At 65.8% G+C, this 16,653-nt stretch carries 17 protein-coding genes and 1 pseudogene; 8 read left to right on the top strand and 10 right to left on the bottom strand.

The window, feature by feature from the left end; all coding sequences use genetic code 11:
• Both AVHM3334_RS19965 and AVHM3334_RS19960 read left to right on the top strand, forming a co-directional pair.
• Nucleotides 1-191 (top strand): annotated as a pseudogene (locus AVHM3334_RS19965) (integrase core domain-containing protein); the annotation flags it as partial.
• A 19-nt stretch (nt 192-210) separates the two neighbouring features.
• Entirely contained in the window at nt 211-372 is a 162-nt protein-coding gene (locus AVHM3334_RS19960; protein WP_284415253.1) for a hypothetical protein, read from the top strand.
• A gap of 90 nt (nt 373-462) precedes the next feature.
• Here the strand turns inward: AVHM3334_RS19960 and AVHM3334_RS19955 are convergent, their stop codons facing one another.
• Genes AVHM3334_RS19955 through AVHM3334_RS19945 form a run of 3 tightly spaced genes read right to left on the bottom strand, consistent with a single transcriptional unit; the run spans nt 463 to nt 3,690 of the window.
• On the bottom strand, nt 463-1,872 hold the full coding sequence (locus AVHM3334_RS19955; RefSeq protein ID WP_284415252.1) for an MATE family efflux transporter: 1,410 nt from the start codon (nt 1,870-1,872) through the stop codon (nt 463-465).
• A 12-nt stretch (nt 1,873-1,884) separates the two neighbouring features.
• Complete coding sequence (locus AVHM3334_RS19950) at nt 1,885-3,180, bottom strand: MFS transporter (protein ID WP_284415251.1); 1,296 nt, start codon at nt 3,178-3,180, stop codon at nt 1,885-1,887.
• A 54-nt stretch (nt 3,181-3,234) separates the two neighbouring features.
• Entirely contained in the window at nt 3,235-3,690 is a 456-nt protein-coding gene (locus AVHM3334_RS19945) for a MarR family winged helix-turn-helix transcriptional regulator (protein WP_284415250.1), read from the bottom strand.
• Between the two features lie 49 nt (nt 3,691-3,739).
• On the opposite strand from AVHM3334_RS19945, the gene AVHM3334_RS19940 reads away from it, so the two are divergent.
• Entirely contained in the window at nt 3,740-4,291 is a 552-nt protein-coding gene (locus AVHM3334_RS19940) for a PaaI family thioesterase (protein ID WP_284415241.1), read from the top strand.
• A complete protein-coding gene (gene gloA, locus AVHM3334_RS19935) occupies nt 4,288-4,713 on the top strand; it encodes a lactoylglutathione lyase (RefSeq protein WP_284415239.1) in 426 nt (141 codons plus the stop codon). The genes AVHM3334_RS19940 and gloA overlap by 4 nt, the downstream gene beginning before the upstream one ends.
• Before the next feature lie 127 nt (nt 4,714-4,840).
• On the opposite strand, the gene eda is transcribed toward gloA, so the two are convergent.
• From eda to AVHM3334_RS19905, 6 genes are all read right to left on the bottom strand, one after another.
• Nucleotides 4,841-5,506, bottom strand: coding sequence for a bifunctional 4-hydroxy-2-oxoglutarate aldolase/2-dehydro-3-deoxy-phosphogluconate aldolase (eda, locus tag AVHM3334_RS19930; protein WP_502869952.1), 666 nt, complete (start codon nt 5,504-5,506; stop codon nt 4,841-4,843).
• Nucleotides 5,497-7,305 (bottom strand): phosphogluconate dehydratase, encoded by a 1,809-nt coding sequence (gene edd, locus AVHM3334_RS19925; RefSeq protein ID WP_284415238.1) that lies wholly within the window; start codon nt 7,303-7,305, stop codon nt 5,497-5,499. Before edd ends, eda begins: the two co-directional genes overlap by 10 nt.
• Before the next feature lie 174 nt (nt 7,306-7,479).
• The gene (locus AVHM3334_RS19920) at nt 7,480-8,490 is read right to left on the bottom strand and encodes a TRAP transporter substrate-binding protein (RefSeq protein ID WP_284415236.1); all 1,011 of its coding nucleotides are present in this window, start codon (nt 8,488-8,490) and stop codon (nt 7,480-7,482) included.
• Nucleotides 8,491-8,598: 108 nt separating this feature from the next.
• Entirely contained in the window at nt 8,599-9,879 is a 1,281-nt protein-coding gene (locus AVHM3334_RS19915) for a TRAP transporter large permease (RefSeq protein ID WP_284415234.1), read from the bottom strand.
• Between the two features lie 8 nt (nt 9,880-9,887).
• Entirely contained in the window at nt 9,888-10,421 is a 534-nt protein-coding gene (locus AVHM3334_RS19910) for a TRAP transporter small permease (RefSeq protein WP_502869951.1), read from the bottom strand.
• Nucleotides 10,418-11,002, bottom strand: coding sequence for a gluconokinase (locus tag AVHM3334_RS19905; protein WP_284415232.1), 585 nt, complete (start codon nt 11,000-11,002; stop codon nt 10,418-10,420). Before AVHM3334_RS19905 ends, AVHM3334_RS19910 begins: the two co-directional genes overlap by 4 nt.
• A 188-nt stretch (nt 11,003-11,190) precedes the next feature.
• On the opposite strand from AVHM3334_RS19905, the gene gntR reads away from it, so the two are divergent.
• A complete protein-coding gene (gntR, locus tag AVHM3334_RS19900; protein ID WP_284415230.1) occupies nt 11,191-12,219 on the top strand; it encodes an HTH-type transcriptional regulator GntR in 1,029 nt (342 codons plus the stop codon).
• A 129-nt stretch (nt 12,220-12,348) separates the two neighbouring features.
• On the opposite strand, the gene AVHM3334_RS19895 is transcribed toward gntR, so the two are convergent.
• On the bottom strand, nt 12,349-12,879 hold the full coding sequence (locus AVHM3334_RS19895; protein WP_284415228.1) for an OmpA family protein: 531 nt from the start codon (nt 12,877-12,879) through the stop codon (nt 12,349-12,351).
• 58 nt (nt 12,880-12,937) lie between these two features.
• Here AVHM3334_RS19895 and AVHM3334_RS19890 point away from each other — a divergent pair, with 58 nt between their 5' ends.
• From AVHM3334_RS19890 to pdxH, 3 genes are all read left to right on the top strand, one after another.
• The gene (locus AVHM3334_RS19890; protein ID WP_284415226.1) at nt 12,938-13,543 is read left to right on the top strand and encodes a gamma-glutamylcyclotransferase; all 606 of its coding nucleotides are present in this window, start codon (nt 12,938-12,940) and stop codon (nt 13,541-13,543) included.
• A 188-nt stretch (nt 13,544-13,731) separates the two neighbouring features.
• Nucleotides 13,732-15,891 carry a hypothetical protein gene (locus AVHM3334_RS19885; RefSeq protein WP_284415225.1) on the top strand — a complete coding sequence of 720 codons (2,160 nt, stop codon included), beginning with the start codon at nt 13,732-13,734 and terminating at the stop codon, nt 15,889-15,891.
• A 100-nt stretch (nt 15,892-15,991) separates the two neighbouring features.
• A complete protein-coding gene (gene pdxH / locus AVHM3334_RS19880) occupies nt 15,992-16,648 on the top strand; it encodes a pyridoxamine 5'-phosphate oxidase (RefSeq protein WP_284415223.1) in 657 nt (218 codons plus the stop codon).
• The last annotated feature ends 5 nt before the right edge of the window (nt 16,649-16,653 follow it).

The raw sequence follows: 16,653 nt of genomic DNA, 5'->3' as shown, positions 1-16,653 counted from the left end.
AGGCCGAGCGATTCATCCAGACCTGTTTGCGCGAGTGGGCCTATGGGCGCGTATGGGCTAACAGCAAGGAACGCACAGCATGGTTGCCTGCGTTCCTGAGCTACTACAACGCCAGGAGGCCCCACTCCGCCTTGGGCTACAGACCTCCAGCTTCCCGACTTGCCGGGTATAACCTATTGCAACTCGACACACCACTATTTGCAGAACTCCGTGACGTCCGGTGCCGAGATTGCTTTCCTGCTCGGCTTCGAGGACCCCAACTCCTTGATCCGCGCGTTCCAGGGTTGGACGGGCGCCACGCCGAACGCGGTGCGCCTGGCACATGCCGCCTCAAAGTTGGATGCGGGCACATTGCCGCTGCCATCGAACTGAAACCCATTGCGCTCGCTGGCCCTTCGGTGACGAGGCACAGAGACAAAGGGTGTTTCGGCAGAACAGGGTACTTCGTCCTGTTCCGCTCCATCAACGCGCCGATGGCGCCACGAACCGAGGCCAACCCACGCGCCCGAACCATGCGCCGCCGGCAATCGCTGCCGTATTGAGCACGCCGTACACCACCAGAGCGACTGCCTGTGCCAGGAAGACCTGCGCGAGGGTTCCTCCGGAATGCAGCGCCCACCAGCCACCGACGCCCGCCACGAGCAACCGGGCGATGTTTGCTCCCACGGGCCATGCCAGGCGCCCGGCGCCTTGCGAGGCGAAATAGAGCACCAGGCCCAGCCCGAAAAAGCCGTACACCGGACCGACCATCTGCAAATACTGCGAACCGGCCGCGTGCATGGCCGGGTCCTGCCCGAAAAGGCCGAGCCAGGCATGCGGAAACAATGCCGCCAGGATGCCAATCAACTCTGTCATCGCAAAAGCGACGGCTGCGCCGAACCAGGTGGCCTTCAAGGCACGGTCCGGCCGCCCTGCTCCCATGCAGGTTCCGACGATCGTGACCAATGGCGCGCCCAGTCCGAACACCAGCGGCACGAGCAGGTACTCCAGCCGTGACGCCGTTCCATAGCCCGCGATGGCGGCCGGCCCGAAATGGCCGGTCAACGCCGTGGCAATGCCGATGGTGAGATTGGTGGCCACGGTCGATACCGCGCCGGCCAGGCCCACGCGCAAGATGCTCGCAAACAGGGCGCCGCGCAGTTGCAGGCCGCTTCTCGTGAGCCGCAGCAGGCTGTGTCGCGATCGCAGATAGACGCACAGGGCCACGGTGCCGCCCAGGTAGTAAAGCAGCAGTGCCAGGGCGCCTCCAGCGATGCCGAGCCCGGGAATGGGGCCCCACCCGAAGATCAGCAATGGCGAAACCGGTATGAGCAACAACGTGCCGGCGGTGGTGACCTTGGCCGGCAGGGCCATATTGCCGGTGCCGCGAACCACCGCGGAAAGCGCGTTGAACAACCAGATCAGCACGGCACCCGCGAAAACCACGTGTGAATAGGTCAGCGCGGCCGCCAGCGAAGCACCCTCCCCGCCCATCGACCGGTACAGCGCCATCCCTCCCCACCAGAGCACCACGGTGAAGAACAGCCCGAACGCGACGGCGATCACCAGCCCCGCCCACGCCAGGGATTCCGCTGCCGCACGGTCGCGGCGGCCCAGTGCCCGCGCGATGGCCGAGGCAATGGCACCGCCCATCGCGCCTGCCGAAGTCATCTGCATCAGCATGACGATGGGGAACACCAGCGCCATGCCGGCCAGTGCATCGGTACCCAGGCGCCCGATGAACCAGGTTTCGATCAAGCCGGCGGAGGCCTGCGCAACCATGATGAGCACGTTCGGCGCAGCCATGCGAAGCATCAGGGGCGCCAGCGGCGCCTCGAGCATGCGCCGTGTGCGGGGATCGAGATCGGCGGAGTCGGACACTGCGGATGCCATGGCCATGCTCGCTCAGGCGGCCTGCGCTGCGGGCAGCGCGGGTTTGGCAGGCCGCTGGATCAGCATCACCAGCACCGCTGCCAAAAGGCAGGCGGCGCCGGCCGCATACAACGCTGGCGTGTAGGTCAGCAGCAATGTGCGAGTCAGTCCTGCGCCCCAGGCGGCCACCGCAGCACCGATCTGGTGGGCCGCGAAGATCCAGCCGAACACCAGGCCGACCTTCTGCGGGCCGAAGGTGGCACCGGCCAGCTTCACGGTGGGCGGCACGGTGGCGATCCAGTCCAGCCCGTAGAACATCGCAAACAGGCCCAGCCCATAGAAGGTGAACTCTGAGTGCGGCAGCCAGAACAGGGAAAGCCCGCGCAGCCCGTAGTACCAAAAAAGCAGCTTTCGGTTGTCGTACCGGTCGGACAGCCAGCCCGAAAAGATGGTGCCGACGAAGTCGAACGCACCCATCATTGCCAGTACCGACGCGGCGGGCACGGCGCTCATGCCGTTGTCTGAGCACAGCGAGATGAAGTGGGTCTGCAAGAGCCCGTTGGTGGACAACCCGCAGATAAAGAAGGTGGCAAACAGAATCCAGAAAGTGCCGCTGCGCGATGCCTCCGCCAGCGCTTTGAACGGCGTGGCGAAATTCATCACCATGGCCGGTGGCGGTGTCGAAGCGGCGGGTCCCGTGTCGCCATAAGGCGCAAGTCCCACGTCCGACGGCCGGTTGCGAATGAAGGCCAGCGCCAGCACGCCCACCACGGCGCAAGCGATGAAGATGGGCGCAATGGCAAAGCGCCAACCCCAGTGCTCGATCATCCAGGCGGCGAATGGCAGAAACGCCAACTGCCCCGTGGCCGCGCTGGCCGTCAGCAGCCCGACCACCAGTCCACGCCGGGCGACGAACCAGCGATTGGCCACCACGGCGCCCAGCACCAAAGCCGTCAGCCCGGTGCCCAGGCCCAGCAGCAGGCTCCACAGCACGAACAGTTGCCAGAGCTGGCTGGCCAGCGTGACCAGCGCCATTCCCGTCCCGACGAGGCCGAGACCCAGGCACATCACCGCCCGCAACCCCCAGCGCTCCATCAATACGGCAGCGAAAGGCCCCATCAGCCCGAACAACGCGAAACGCAGGGCCAAGGCGGTCGATATCTGGTCGGTGGACCAGCCGAATTCCTGCGACAGCGGCTTGAGCATCGCCCCCGGCAAACCCAGTGCTGCCGACATGGTGAGCATCGTCAGGAAGGTGATCGCGGCGACCAGCCAGCCGTAATGGATCCGATGGCGTTGCAGCCAGCGCGCGGCGAAATTGGAAAGCATGGAGGGGCCTTAGGAAGGGGGGAGGAAAAGGGGCGTTCGGGGGCGCTCAACGGCTCAGGCCAAGCCTTCGGCGTCGTGGTCGTGGTCCAGCTGGCGAACGGTTTCGTCGATCAAGGCGTGAAGCGCAACGACATGGGCCGGTCCCACGCGCTCGTTGAAGGATTCCTGCGCGATGCGCCAGTGGCGCTGTGCTTCCTGCCGCTTTGCCAGGCCCGCCGGCGTGAGCTGCACGATGCGGCTGCGCGCATTCGGCCCGGGCAGTAGGTCGACCCAGCCCGCGTCCTGCAATGGTTTCAAGTTGCGGGTGAGCGTGGAGGCGTCCATGCGCATGGCCCTCGCCAATTCACCGGGCTGCACGGGCCCCAGCGTCTGAATGTGCGAAAGCAAGGAGTACTGGGTGGTTTTCAGGCCGGTCTTGGCCATCTCGCTGTCGTAGTGCTGGGTGACCAGCCGGGTGAGCTGGCGCAGCTTGAGGTTGGTGCAACCCCGAGGCCGTTGAGTGGTATCCATGGCAAAATATTGTATCTACAATGATTGCATATGCAACAAAGGAGTACCGATGGCTTCGACAGACACGCTGACGCAATGGATCGATGAGGAACGCGCCTTGATGGCGCGCGTGGATGCCGGTCCCGGGCCGGGCGTCGCCACGCCAGAGCAAATAGCCGGCAAAACCGGGCTGCAGGTCATGCAGGCCATGCTGAGGGGCGAGTTGCCCTTCCCCGCCATCGCGCGCACGCTGGACTTCATGCTGATCGAAGTGGGTGAAGGCTCTGCCATCTTCCAGGGCACGCCCGGCGCTGCGCACCTGAACCCGATGGGAACGGTGCATGGTGGCTGGTTCGCCACGCTGCTCGATTCTGCGGTGGGATGCGCCGTGCACACGTGCATGCCGGCTGGCCGGGCCTATACCACCGCGGAGTTGAGCATGAACATCGTCAGGGCCCTCACGCCGAAGGTGCAGCGGGTTCGCGCCGAAGGCCGCATCCTGCATTGCGGTCGGCAGCTGGCCACGGCGGATGCGCGCCTGGTGGGGCCGGACGGCACGCTGTACGCACACGCCACAACCACCTGCCTGGTCTTCGAACTCCCGGCACAATCGCGGGCATGAGATTTCTCCACACGATGCTTCGCGTTGGCAACCTTCAACGCTCGATCGATTTCTACACCCAGGTGCTCGGGATGCAACTGCTGCGCACCTCGGAAAACCCCGAGTACAAATACTCGCTGGCTTTCCTCGGTTTCCAGGGCGGCAATCCCGGCCAGGCAGAGATCGAACTCACCTACAACTGGGGCACCGAAAGCTACGACATGGGCACGGCTTACGGCCACATCGCGCTGGGCGTGCCGGATGCCTACGCCGCGTGCGAGAAGATCAAGGCAGCCGGCGGCAATGTGACCCGCGATGCCGGCCCCGTCAAAGGCGGCACCACGGTGATCGCCTTCGTGACGGACCCCGATGGCTACAAGATCGAGTTGATCGAGCGCAAGAGCGATGTCGGCGCAAGCACCGGACTGCGCGAGGGCCAGTGATTCGCTATTATTTTTATAGCTACCCCCCCTTAGATGAATATGCGCTGGAGGCCGATTTGATTCAAATCGCTTTTCTAGCGAATTGAACCATACTCCCCGATGGCGTCAGCCCCCGGGGAGATCCGTCTCAGGGGCGCAGCGCCACGGCGCCGCGCGCCAGTTCCGTCACCCGCGCCCAGTCGCCCTGTGCCAGGGCATCCCCCGGCACCAGCCACGACCCGCCCACGCAGGCCACGTTGCCCAGCGCAAGAAATTCCGCTGCATTGCCGGGCTGAATGCCGCCCGTCGGGCAGAACACCACATCGCCGAACGGCCCCTGCCATGCCTTGAGCATGGCCAGGCCACCGGCCTGAACGGCGGGGAAGAACTTCAGCGCGTTGAAGCCTTCTTCCTGCGCCATCATGATTTCGCTGCCGGTCGCCACGCCGGGCAGCAGCGGCAGGCCCAGATCGCGGCAGGCCTGCCCCATGGCGGGCGTGAAACCCGGGCTGACTGCAAACCGGGCGCCGGCGCTTGCGGCTGCTTTTGCATCGGCCGCGCTGCGCACCGTGCCGGCGCCGACCACGGCTTGCGGCACGTCGCGGGCGATGGCTTCCATGCAGGCCAGTGCCTGCGGGGTGCGCAAGGTCACCTCCAGCATGCGGATGCCGCCCGCCACGAGTGCGCGGGCCATCGGCACGGCGTGCTGCACATCGTTCAGCACGATGACCGGAATCATCGGTGCATCGCGCATGACTTCGATGGCGGTCAAGCTGGCATTGCCGTTGGATGGGTTAGCGTCGTTCACAGCCACGAGCAGGCTCCCTCTTCCGCGCTGAGCGCGTTGCGCCGGAATCCGGCAAACAGTTCACGGCCCCAGCCGTGGGCGTTGTCCTCGGCCTGTGCGGGCGGCAGCACGGCGGGCGTGCGCGCCTGCCAGACCTTGGGGTCGACCAGCACGTCCAGCGTGCCGGCCACGGCGTCCAGCCGAATGACGTCGCCATCCTGCACCCGCGCCAGCGCACCACCGGCGTTGGCCTCAGGGGAGACATGGATGGCGGCGGGCACCTTGCCGGAGGCGCCGCTCATGCGGCCGTCGGTCACCAGTGCCACGCGGTAGCCCTTGCCCTGCAGCACGGCCAGGGGCGGGGTCAGCTTGTGCAGTTCGGGCATGCCGTTGGCCTGCGGGCCTTGCCAGCGGACCACGCAGATGACGTCGCGGTCGAGCTGGCCGGCCTGGAAAGCGGCCTGCAGTTCGGCCTGCGAGCCGAACACGGCAGCAGGCGCTTCGATGACATGGCGGTCTTGCGGCACTGCGGACACCTTGATCACGCTGCGCCCCAGGTTGCCCTGCAGCAGCTTGAGCCCGCCCTCGGCGCTGAATGGATCGCCAGCCGGGCGCAGCACGGTGTCGTCGCCGCTGGCGCCGATGTCGGTCCAACTCAGGCGCCCTTCGGCGCCGCCGCTGGGCAGGCGGGTGTATTCGCGAATGCCGCCAGGGCGCACGGTCAGCACGTCTTCGTGCATCAGGCCGGCATCCAGCAGTTCGCGCAGCACGTAGCCGGGGCCGCCCGCTGCCTGGAACTGGTTCACATCGGCACTTCCGTTGGGATACACGCGCGCCAGCAGCGGCACGGCATGCGACAGCGCGGCGAAATCGTCCCAGTCGATCACAAGGCCTGCGGCGCGCGCCACGGCCACCCAGTGGATCAGGTGGTTGGTGGAGCCTCCGGTGGCCAGCAGTGCGGCCATGGCATTGACGATGGCACGCTCGTCAACGAGTTTGCCGATGGGCGGGCACGCGGCGCTAAGCACCGTGCGCGCGGCTTCGCGGGTCAACTCCTGCCGCAGCGCCTGGCCCGGATTGATGAAGGCGGTGCCGGGAACGTGCAACCCCATGGCCTCCATCAGCATCTGGTTGCTGTTGGCGGTGCCGTAGAACGTGCAGGTGCCCTGGCTGTGGTACGCGGCGGATTCGGCTGCCAGCAGTTCGGGCCGACCGACCAGGCCTTGGGCGGCCTGCTCGCGCACTTTGGACTTCGCGTCGTTCGACAGGCCCGATGTCATCGGCCCGGCAGGCACGAACACCGTGGGCAGGTGCCCGAACTGCAGCGCACCGATGAGCAGACCCGGCACGATCTTGTCGCACACGCCCAGCATCAGCGCGGCATCGAACACGTCATGGCTCAGCGACACGGCGGTGGCCATGGCGATCACGTCGCGGCTGAAAAGGCTCAGTTCCATGCCCGGCGTGCCTTGCGTCACGCCGTCGCACATGGCGGGCACCCCGCCCGCCACCTGCGCGGTGGCTCCGCGCTTGCGTGCCTCCTCCTTGATCAGATCGGGGTAGTGCTGCAGCGGCGCATGGGCCGAGAGCATGTCGTTGTAGGCGTTGACGATGCCGATGTTGGGGGCCTTCTCCGCCACCACCCGCAGCTTGTCGTTGCTGGGCATGCCGGCGAAGGCATGCGCCACATTGGCACAGCCCAGCCGGTCGGCGCCGCGATCGCGGTGGGCATGGGCTTCGAGTCGTGCGAGGTAATCGGCGCGGGTGGTTGCGCTGCGCTCGCGGATGCGTCGGGTGACGGCTTCAACGGTGTCGTGGATGGGCATGCTGGCTGGGGGTTGCGACGGCTGGCGAAGGGACCATGGTAAACCCGGAGACCGCACCGTCTGTAGGCAAAGGGCACGATTGGCCGGGCCATGGCGCCCCCGGCCGCTGGGCGCCGGGGGGGGCGCAGGGCCCGTGGGCGAGTGCCGGATCTGCGGCACTGCGGCTTGGCGGCGTTACTGGGCGCCGCGTGCCTGTTTGACGGCGCCGTTCACCGCATCCCAGGTGTCCTGCCCGACTGTCTTGGCGATGCCCGAATTCACGCTGGTGAGCTTTTCGCGCATGCGGTTGGCTTCAGCCGATGGCAATTCGTTGACCTGCATGCCTTTGGACTTGAGGTCGGTCAGCGCCTTGGCGGCTTCTTCGCGCGTGTCCTTGCGCTCGAAGTCGCGGCTCTTGACGGCGGCGTCCTGCAGAACCTTCTTCTCGGCGACGGACAGGCCGTCCCACCACTTCTTGCTGACCGTGACGATCCAGGGGCTGTACACGTGGTTGGTCACCGTGAGGTACTTCTGCACCTCGTAGAACTTGCTGGAGACCACCGTGTTGAACGGATTTTCCTGGCCGTCCACCGCGCGGGTTTCCAGTGCCGTGAACAGTTCCGAAAATGGCAGCGGAACGGCGTTGGCGCCCAGCGCCTTGAAGCTGTCCAGGAACACGTTGTTCTGCATCACCCGCAGCTTGATGTCGCCCAGGTCTTCCAGCTTGTTGACCGGGCGCTTGCTGTTGGTCAGGTTGCGAAAACCGTTTTCCCAGTACACGAGGCCGACCATGCCCTTGGCTTCGAGCTTGGCCTTGACCTTCTCGCCCACCGGGCCGTCCAGGACGGTGTCCGCTTCCTTGGCGTTGTTGAAGAGGAACGGCGTGTCCCACACGGCCATCTCGGGCACGATGCCCACCAGCGTGGCGGTGGAGCCCACCATCATTTCCTGTGCGCCGCCGATCAGCGCCTGCTGCATCTGCGTGTCGGAGCCGAGCGCTGCGTTGCCGATGGTGCGCACTTTCATCTTGCCGCCGCTGGCTTTCTCCACTTCCTGGGCGAACAGCCGTGCGGCGCGGCCCTGGTTGGAGTCGTCCACCAGGCCATAGCCGAAGCGCACGATGCGAGGCTTGAAGTCCTGTGCGTGGGCGGCGCCGCTGGCGACGAGGGCGGCCACGAGGCCGGCGAGAGCAAAACGAATGCGCATGGATGTCTCCTGGTTGGAATGAAGGAAAAAGAACGCTGAAAAAAACCAAAAACAAAAACAAAACCGAAGCAGCGAGCGCTGTCGCGCAGGACGGCGCGGCGCAACGACTCAGTGCAGCCAGCGCAGCGGTGCCGTCACCAGCGCCGGGAACAGCACGAACAGCACCAGCAGCACCACGTACATGGCCAGGAAAGGCGTGGTGCCCTTGATCACCGTCTCCATGCGCAGGCGTCCGACGCCCGCCACCACGTTCTGCACCGTGCCCACGGGCGGCGTGATCAGGCCGATGCAGCCCACATAGATGAACATGAAGCCGAAATACACCGGATCGAGGCCTGCCTTGACCGCCAGCGGCGCACACACCGGTCCGAAGATCAGGATGGTGGGGGTCAGGTCCATCGCCGTGCCGACGACCAGCAGGAACAGCATCATCAGCGCCATGAATATGATCGGATTGCCCATCACCCCCGCGAAGCTGCCTGCGAGCAGATTGGGCAGATCGGCCAGCGTGATCATGTAGGCCGTCACGGTGGCGGCCCCGCACAGGAACATCACCACCGCCGTCGTCTTGCCGGCTGCCAGGAACACTTCGTACAGCCCGGCCCAGGTGAGTTCGCGGTACACGAACATGGACACGAACAGCGCATACACGGCAGCGACCACTGCGGCTTCGGTCGGCGTGAAGATGCCGCCCTTCAGACCACCCAGGATGATGACCGGCATCATCATGGCCCAGAAGCTTTGCACGAACGCCTTCAGGCGCGGACCCCACGCCACGCGCTCCATGGCGGGCAACTGGTGGTTGCGAGCGATCCACCACCACGCGGCGATGAGGAAAATGCCCATCATCAAGCCGGGAAACACACCCGCCAGGAACAGCTTGCTGATCGAAGTGTTGGTCGTCACGCCATAGATCACGAACGGCATCGACGGCGGAATGATCGGGGCGATGATGCCGCCCGACGCCAGCAGGCCCGCGCTGTAGCTGGGCGGGTAGTTCTGCTGGCGCATCATGGGCAGCAGGATGGTGGCCAGCGCCGCCGTGTCGGCGATGGCCGAGCCGCTCATCGAAGCCAGCAGCACGGCGGCGCCGATCGCCACGAAGCCCAGGCCGCCGCGGATGTGGCCCACGAAGGCGCGCGCCAGATCGATGATGCGGCGCGACAGGCCGCCTGCGTTCATCAGCTCACCCGCCAGGATGAAGAACGGCACGGCCAGCAGCGGAAAGTTGTCGAAGCCGGCCTGCAGGTTCTGCGCCAGCAATTGCGCATCGAAGAAGTCCAGGTACCACATCAGCGCAACGCCGGTGAGCACCAGTGCCTGGGCGATCGGCATGCCGATCACCATCCCGCCGATCAGTACGGCCAGAAAGAGAAGAGTGACGATCATGGCGCGCCCTACTCCACCGTGGCTTCCGCATCGGCCGGTTGCGGCGGCGGGCCGCCTCGCAACAGGTCCACCACGATGGCGGCCAGCAACCCGGCCGCCAGAACCAACGTGGCCGCAGCCGCCAGGGCCAGCGGATAGCCCAGCACCGTGCTGAAGCTGTCCATGCCCGCCACCACCTGGTGCCACGAACCGATGAGCAGCAGCACCATGCAGCCTGCGGCGATCAGTTGCGCGATCCAGAACATGGCGGTGCGCGCGTGGCCCTTCAAGCGCGATGTCAGCATGTCGAAGCCCAGGTGCTTGCCTTCGAACGCGGCCACGATGGCACCGATCGCCACCAGCCAGACGAACAGCAGGCGCGAGATTTCTTCGTACGAGACGATGCTCGTGCCGAACGCATAGCGCAGCACGACGTTGACGAACACGGCCACCACCATGCCGGCCAGCGACAGCACCATGAAATGCTCGGCCATGCGCTGCAGCACCGGCTTGCGGCGCGCTGGCGCATGGGCCGCGGGGGATGAGGAATCAGGAGAAGTCATTCAGCGTCTCCGAGAACGGGCAAGGTGAGGTCGGCAGCCGGACGGGCGCCGCTGGCGCTCACCCACGCCACCGCCGACGCGGCCAGATCGGCCACGGGGCGCAGCGCATCCAGCGCCAATACGGCCGGCTCGCCGCGCGGCGATTCCAGCGTGGCGAACTGATCGGCCACCAAGGTCGGCGAGAAGAAATGCCCAGGGCGGGCCTGCACGCGGGCCAGCGCCGCGTCGTAGTCCAGCTCCAGGAACACGAAGCCCAGCGACGGGCACGCCGCCCGCAATCGGTCGCGGTAGCGGCGGCGCAATGCCGAACACGTCAGCACCACCCCCCCGTTTTCAGGGGCTGACAGCAATTCGGCCAGCCGGTCCAGCCACCCTGCCCTGTCGGCATCGTCGAGCGGAATGCCGGCACGCATCTTCGCGATGCTGGCGGGCGAATGGTAGGCATCGCCTTCGTGCAGCGTCCAGCCGAGCGAACGGGCGCAGACCTCCGCCACGCTCGACTTGCCGCAGCCGGAGACGCCCATGACCACGATGGCGCGAAGCGGCCGTGGCTGGGAATTGTTTGGGATAGCGCTGTCCATTGCAATTCATAAAAAGGCGGGCGCCTGAAGGTTCAGGCCACCCACCGGTTTGAAATCAGCATCGCCGATGCAGAGGATCCGAAGCGGGCGACATCTACCCCCACGCAGAGATCGCACCGAGGTTTTACCCTGATGGAGATAGCGCTATCCTAGAGAACAATGGTGCCCATGCCGATCCGGATTAACCCTTGACCGACGCTCCCCGCCGCCCTCGCCGCTCCAGCGGCCGCATCACCCTCGACGACGTGGCCCGTGCTGCGGGCGTGAGCCCGATCACCGTCTCGCGCGCCCTGCGCCGTGAACGCAGCGTGGACCCGGAGCTGGCCCAGCGCGTGCACGCCGCCGCCGAGCAACTGGGCTATGTGCCCGACCCTGCCGCGCGGGCGTTGGCCTCCCAGCGCAGCACCCAGGTGCTCGTGCTGGTGCCGCTGCTGTCCAACACCTTGTTCGTCGATCTGCTGGAGGCGGTGCACCGCACGCTCTTTCCGGAGGGTTTTCAGCCGCTGATCGGCGTGACCCACTACGACATCGCCGAAGAAGAGTTGCTGCTGCGCACTTACCTGCCCCATCGGCCCGCAGGCCTGCTGGTGACCGGCTTCGACCGCAGCGAGACCGCGCGCCAGCTCATCGCGCGCAGCGGGGTGCCTTGCGTGCACCTGATGGAAACCAGCCGTGCCCCGGGCGTGCAGTGCGTGGGCTTTTCGCAGACCGATGCGGGTGCAGCCATCACCCGCCACCTGCTGGACCGCGGCCGCCGCCGCATCGCTTTTTGCGCAGCGCAACTGGACCCGCGCGTGCTGCAACGGGCCGAAGGCTATCGCCGCTGCCTGCGTGAGGCCGGGCTCTACGATCCCCAACTCGAAGTGCTGAGCCCGGAGCGCTCTTGCGTGGCGTTGGGCGCGCGGCTCTTTGAGGAGGTGCTGCGCCGCATGCCGGACGTGGACGCCATCTTCTTTTGCAACGACGACATCGCCCAGGGTGGACTGCTGGCGGCCAACCGGCTCGGGGTGGCGGTGCCCGCGCAGATCGCGGTGGCAGGCTTCAACGACCTGGCAGGCAGTGACCAGATGGTGCCGCCACTCACCACCGTGCGCACGCCGCGCGCAGAGGTCGGCCGCGCCGGTGCCGCCATGCTGCTCGGCCTGATGCGCGGGGCGGCGCCAGGGCCGAGCTGCGTCGAGCTGGGCTACGAACTCGTCGTGCGCGGCAGCAGTTGAAAGCACGGCGGCCGAAACCTCGGCCGCAGCGGCGCAAACCATTGGGGTGCCCGCGGCGCCCAACGAAAAAGCCCGGCGAACCGGGCTCTTGCAGGCGGGCGGAGCGAGGCCGCGCCGGCCTCTCGGCCCTTAACGCGGGGCCAGCGTGACTTCGACGCGGCGGGCTTCGGCGTTGTTGCCGCCGGCCTGGGTGACTGCAGGCTTGCGCAGATCGATCCTGTCTTCCGGCACGCCGGCCGACTTCAAGGCGTCGCGAACGGCCAGCGCACGGTCCTTGGCCAGCTGCGCGTTGGCGGCGGCATCGCCCGTGGCGTCATGAAAGCCCGAGACCACCACCGAGCGGCCTTCGGCCACCGCGCGCGAGACATCGGCCAGTGCCGGCGCTGCGCCGGGTGCCAGATCGGCACGGCCGGAGGCGAAGTAGAAGCGCACCAGGCCGCCGTCCACCACCACGCGGGCGACCTCGTCTTCCGACACCACCAGCGTACCGGCCGGCGCCACGACCATGGCCGCTGGTTCGACCAACGGCGCGCGCGCCAGGCTGCGCTGCTTGTACACCGTGACCCCGACCACCGAAGACACCACCAGGGCAATCAGCGCGAACAGGAACCCGAGGGCAAAACGCTGCTGGCTGTCGTCGTCGGAACTGCTGAAGGCCATGGAAAGAACTCCGTAAGGTAAATAATGGGGACTGAAGACAACCTGCGATTGTAGAGTCATGATGCCGCTTCCCGCCCCCTTGCGCGACCCCGCTCCCCTGCTCCAGCGCACGCTCGACGAATGGGGCGGCCACGAGGATCTTTGGATCTTCGGCTACGGCTCGCTGATCTGGCGACCCGATTTCGACTTTGCCGAACAGCGCCCGGCCCGGGTGCACGGCTGGCACCGCGCGCTCAAGATGTGGAGCCGCATCAACCGAGGCACCCCCGAGCGGCCCGGGCTGGTCTTCGGCATGCTCTCCGGTGGCAGTTGCCGTGGCATGGTGTTTCGCGTGGACCGCGAACATGCCCGGCAGACCATGGTCAACCTCTGGCAGCGCGAAATGGCCCTGGCCGTCTACGACCCGCGCTGGCTTCCTTGCCAGACACCGCTGGGCACCGTGCGCGCGCTCGCCTTCACCCTGTCGCGCCGCAGCCCGAGCCACGCGGGCGTGCTGCCCGACGACGAATACCGCCGCATCTTCGAGCAGGCCACCGGCATCTACGGCACCACGCGCGACTACGCCCAGGCCACGTATGACGAACTGCGCCGCCTGGGCATTCACGACCGGGCGCTGGAGCGTTTGCTGCAGCTCGCCTCGGAAACTTCCCGAACCCATCGGTGACCTGGGCACCGCAGGTTCGCTTTCAAAAAAGCATTGGCTTCGCAAAGCGAGAAAAACATTCGCCCGATCAAAAGCTCAAGTTCCATGCAGTGGAATATCTTTCATTTACGCGCCGTTCAATGCGCTCTTCTTGCCGTTCGACGGCGCGACAGGGCAGCGGCGCCCAATGAAACCAACCACAGGGATTTATGAAAGCTTCTTTTTCGCGTGATCGCACCCCGCCTGCCGCGCCATCCAGTGCCGACGGTCAGTTGACCACCCCGCTGCTGAAATCCTCCGACCGGCCTTCTGCGGCAGCGTCCAGCACCAGTAGTCAGAATGGCGACGACGCGCTGGGTCATCTGCGGCATGGCCGCGCGTCGAGGTATTCCTCCGGGCCGCATTCCAGTAACGCCGCCTCGCCCCGTCAAGGAATCGACAAACTCAAGAGCAATCTCGGATTGCGTTCCGCCGCCATCGAAGTCATCGCCCGGAAAAAAAAGGCGCAGGCCAATCTAGCCTTTCTTGCGTCGTCCGTACCGCAACTGGTTCAGCAACGCCGCGCAGAAACCGCCGCGCTCATGGCCCGTATCGCCGAGCAAACCGCAAAAGACGGATTTCGCCATCCTCAAGCAATCAAGGGCAAGGTCACTCTCAATGCCGACGGCGATTTCGAATGCAAGGACAAGGCTATCAAAGCGGTGCTGCGCTTCGCTGCGGCCATGCACCCGGACCTCGCGGCCGGCATTGATCTTTCATCCGCCAGCGAGTTGTCTCTTCCTCTTGAAACAGAAATTCTGTTGAAATCCCGTGCATTCGCCAGCGGTTGCGAGGTGCGTGAACTGAACCTGGCGGACGGTTCGAGCGAAGAGGTCAGTATCGATCTCACCACCTACACCACGCGCCAAGCCATCAAGAAAGGTACCCAGGGCTTTCAGGAAGGAGCCACTTTGCGGGCTGAGCTTGACGCGGCCGCAGAGGTTTCGCAAAGATCGGAAACAGACGATATCGAAGGCGGGTCGGAGCACGGGTCTGCCATGGAACTGGCGGATTTGGGCCACCCATTCGCTTTTCTGCAAGGGGTGCGCTATCAGGTCGAGTCCGACAACGCCGGGCTCAAGCAATTGGTGGAAAAGGCCCTCAACGCCCACGATCCCATCACCCTCGAACTGCGCGGGCGGCTGGGAGCTCAGGCGATCCAGTCGGTCATCAGCCAAAAGCAGTTCAGCAAGGAGTTGGGCTGGGCCATGGCAGCGAGCATGGTCGGCAGCGGTGGCTTGGCCTACGCACTGGACGTGCTGGCCTGGGGCGCCATTCTCAGCAAGGTCTCCGACACCTGGGGCGAAGAACATCCCGCTACGCAGTTCGCGACCGTCGTGCTGTCTTCGCTGACTCCGCTGTTCGCCGAAACGGCAGATTCGCTGGTCATCAAGCGGCTCTTGGGGGTGTTCAAGAATGAGCCTCTGCTGCCGGAGTCCCTTGACGAATTGATGGGCGATTTGAAGGATTCCGCCATCTCCGGCACCATCGCCGCGGTCGGTTCCGTTCCCAACAATGCTGCGGGGCTGACGCAGCGGTGGGGCATGGAGCCCGTCAGCATGCTCACGAACCAGCTCGCCGTTTCCACCTCCGGTGCCATGGTGCCCCAGGAGATCGCCAAAGCGCACGAAGAGATGACGGCGGGCGTGATCCAGCAGATGAGCAATGGTTTCTTTCCCACTCCGGACATGCCAGAGACTACCAATGAACCGCAAAGCTCTGCAGCCGCGAGAAGAGCCTTCGCCGGCCAAGTGAAGGCCGACACCCAAAGCGCGCTGGAGGTAGCCCCTGGCGACGGGTTGGCGATCAACTCCATGGGCATCGGATCGGTCATCAGCCTGCTCACGGGTTTTCTGCCGTTCGACACGATGGCACGCGCGCACGTTCTGCCAGCCATGGTGCAGAAGGTGGTCACCATCATGGTGAACACACCCACGGAAGTGTTGAGCCTGGGCGCCGGCATCCTGAGCAGCAACTACCTGGGTGGCCTGGGCGGCCTTCTCACGACCGACGCGGAAAAGAACCGCCGGATGATCGAGTTGATTGCCAACAAAGCCGTCGAAAGGCTGAACGCGTCCCCTGATCCGGTCACGAAGCAACCAGCCAGCGTTCCGATCACCGAGCAAGAACTCAAGGCCATCGAGCATCCCGCTCTCGCGCTGACTTTCCCTGCAGGCAAGGGCATCGTGCAAGCGATGAACGGGGTGGTGAACGTTCTGTCCAGTACGTGGTCTGCCATGCGCGGAAAGCCGTCGGAAAGCCTGAGCGAGCAGGTCGATATTCAGGCGCTGTCGGCGCAGCACCCTCGCTACGCGCCGCCCGAAGCCTGAGGCCGCTCAAGGGGAAGGCGCTGCAGCGTTCATGGGCTGACGAATGCCATCGCCCTCCCCACGGGCTGCTGCTTCGGCGCTCAGCAGGCACAATCGACCGATGAGCAGCAGCAGCCCCCTTTCCTCCTCCATCGCCGACCTGCGCAAGAGCTACGAACGCGCAGAACTGAGCGAAGACGCCTCCCACGCCGACCCGCTGGCCCAGTTCGACCAGTGGCTGCAGCAGGCCCTGGCCGCCCAGGTGCCCGAGCCCAACGCCATGACGCTGGCCACCGTGGGTGCCGACCTGCGGCCCAGCACGCGCATCGTGCTGGTCAAGGGCTATGACGAGCGCGGCATCGTCTGGTTCACCAATTACGAAAGCCGCAAGGGCCGGCAACTGGCGGGCAACCCGTTCGCGGCGCTGCAATTTCACTGGGTGGAGCTGGAACGGGTGGTGCGCATCGAAGGCACCGTGCAAAAGGTGGACGATGCCGAGAGCGACGCTTACTTTCAAAGCCGCCCGCTCGACTCGCGCATCGGGGCCTGGGCGAGCCCGCAAAGCCAGGTCATTCCGGGACGCGGCGTGCTGGTGGCCAACGCCGCCAAGTACGGCGCGCAGTTCCTTCTCAACCCTCCACGCCCACCGCACTGGGGCGGCTACCGCCTGGTGCCGGACCAATGGGAGTTCTGGCAAGGCCGCAAGAGCCGGCTGCACGACCGCTTGCGCTACCGGGCCGACGATGGCCGGTGGCTGCGCGAACGACTCGCGCCGTAGCGCGG

It is taken from the genome of Acidovorax sp. SUPP3334 (assembly GCF_030159055.1).
GTDB lineage: Bacteria > Pseudomonadota > Gammaproteobacteria > Burkholderiales > Burkholderiaceae_C > Paracidovorax.
The sequence above is the reverse complement of the archived record's forward strand: the minus strand, read 5'-3'. Positions and strand labels throughout refer to the sequence as shown.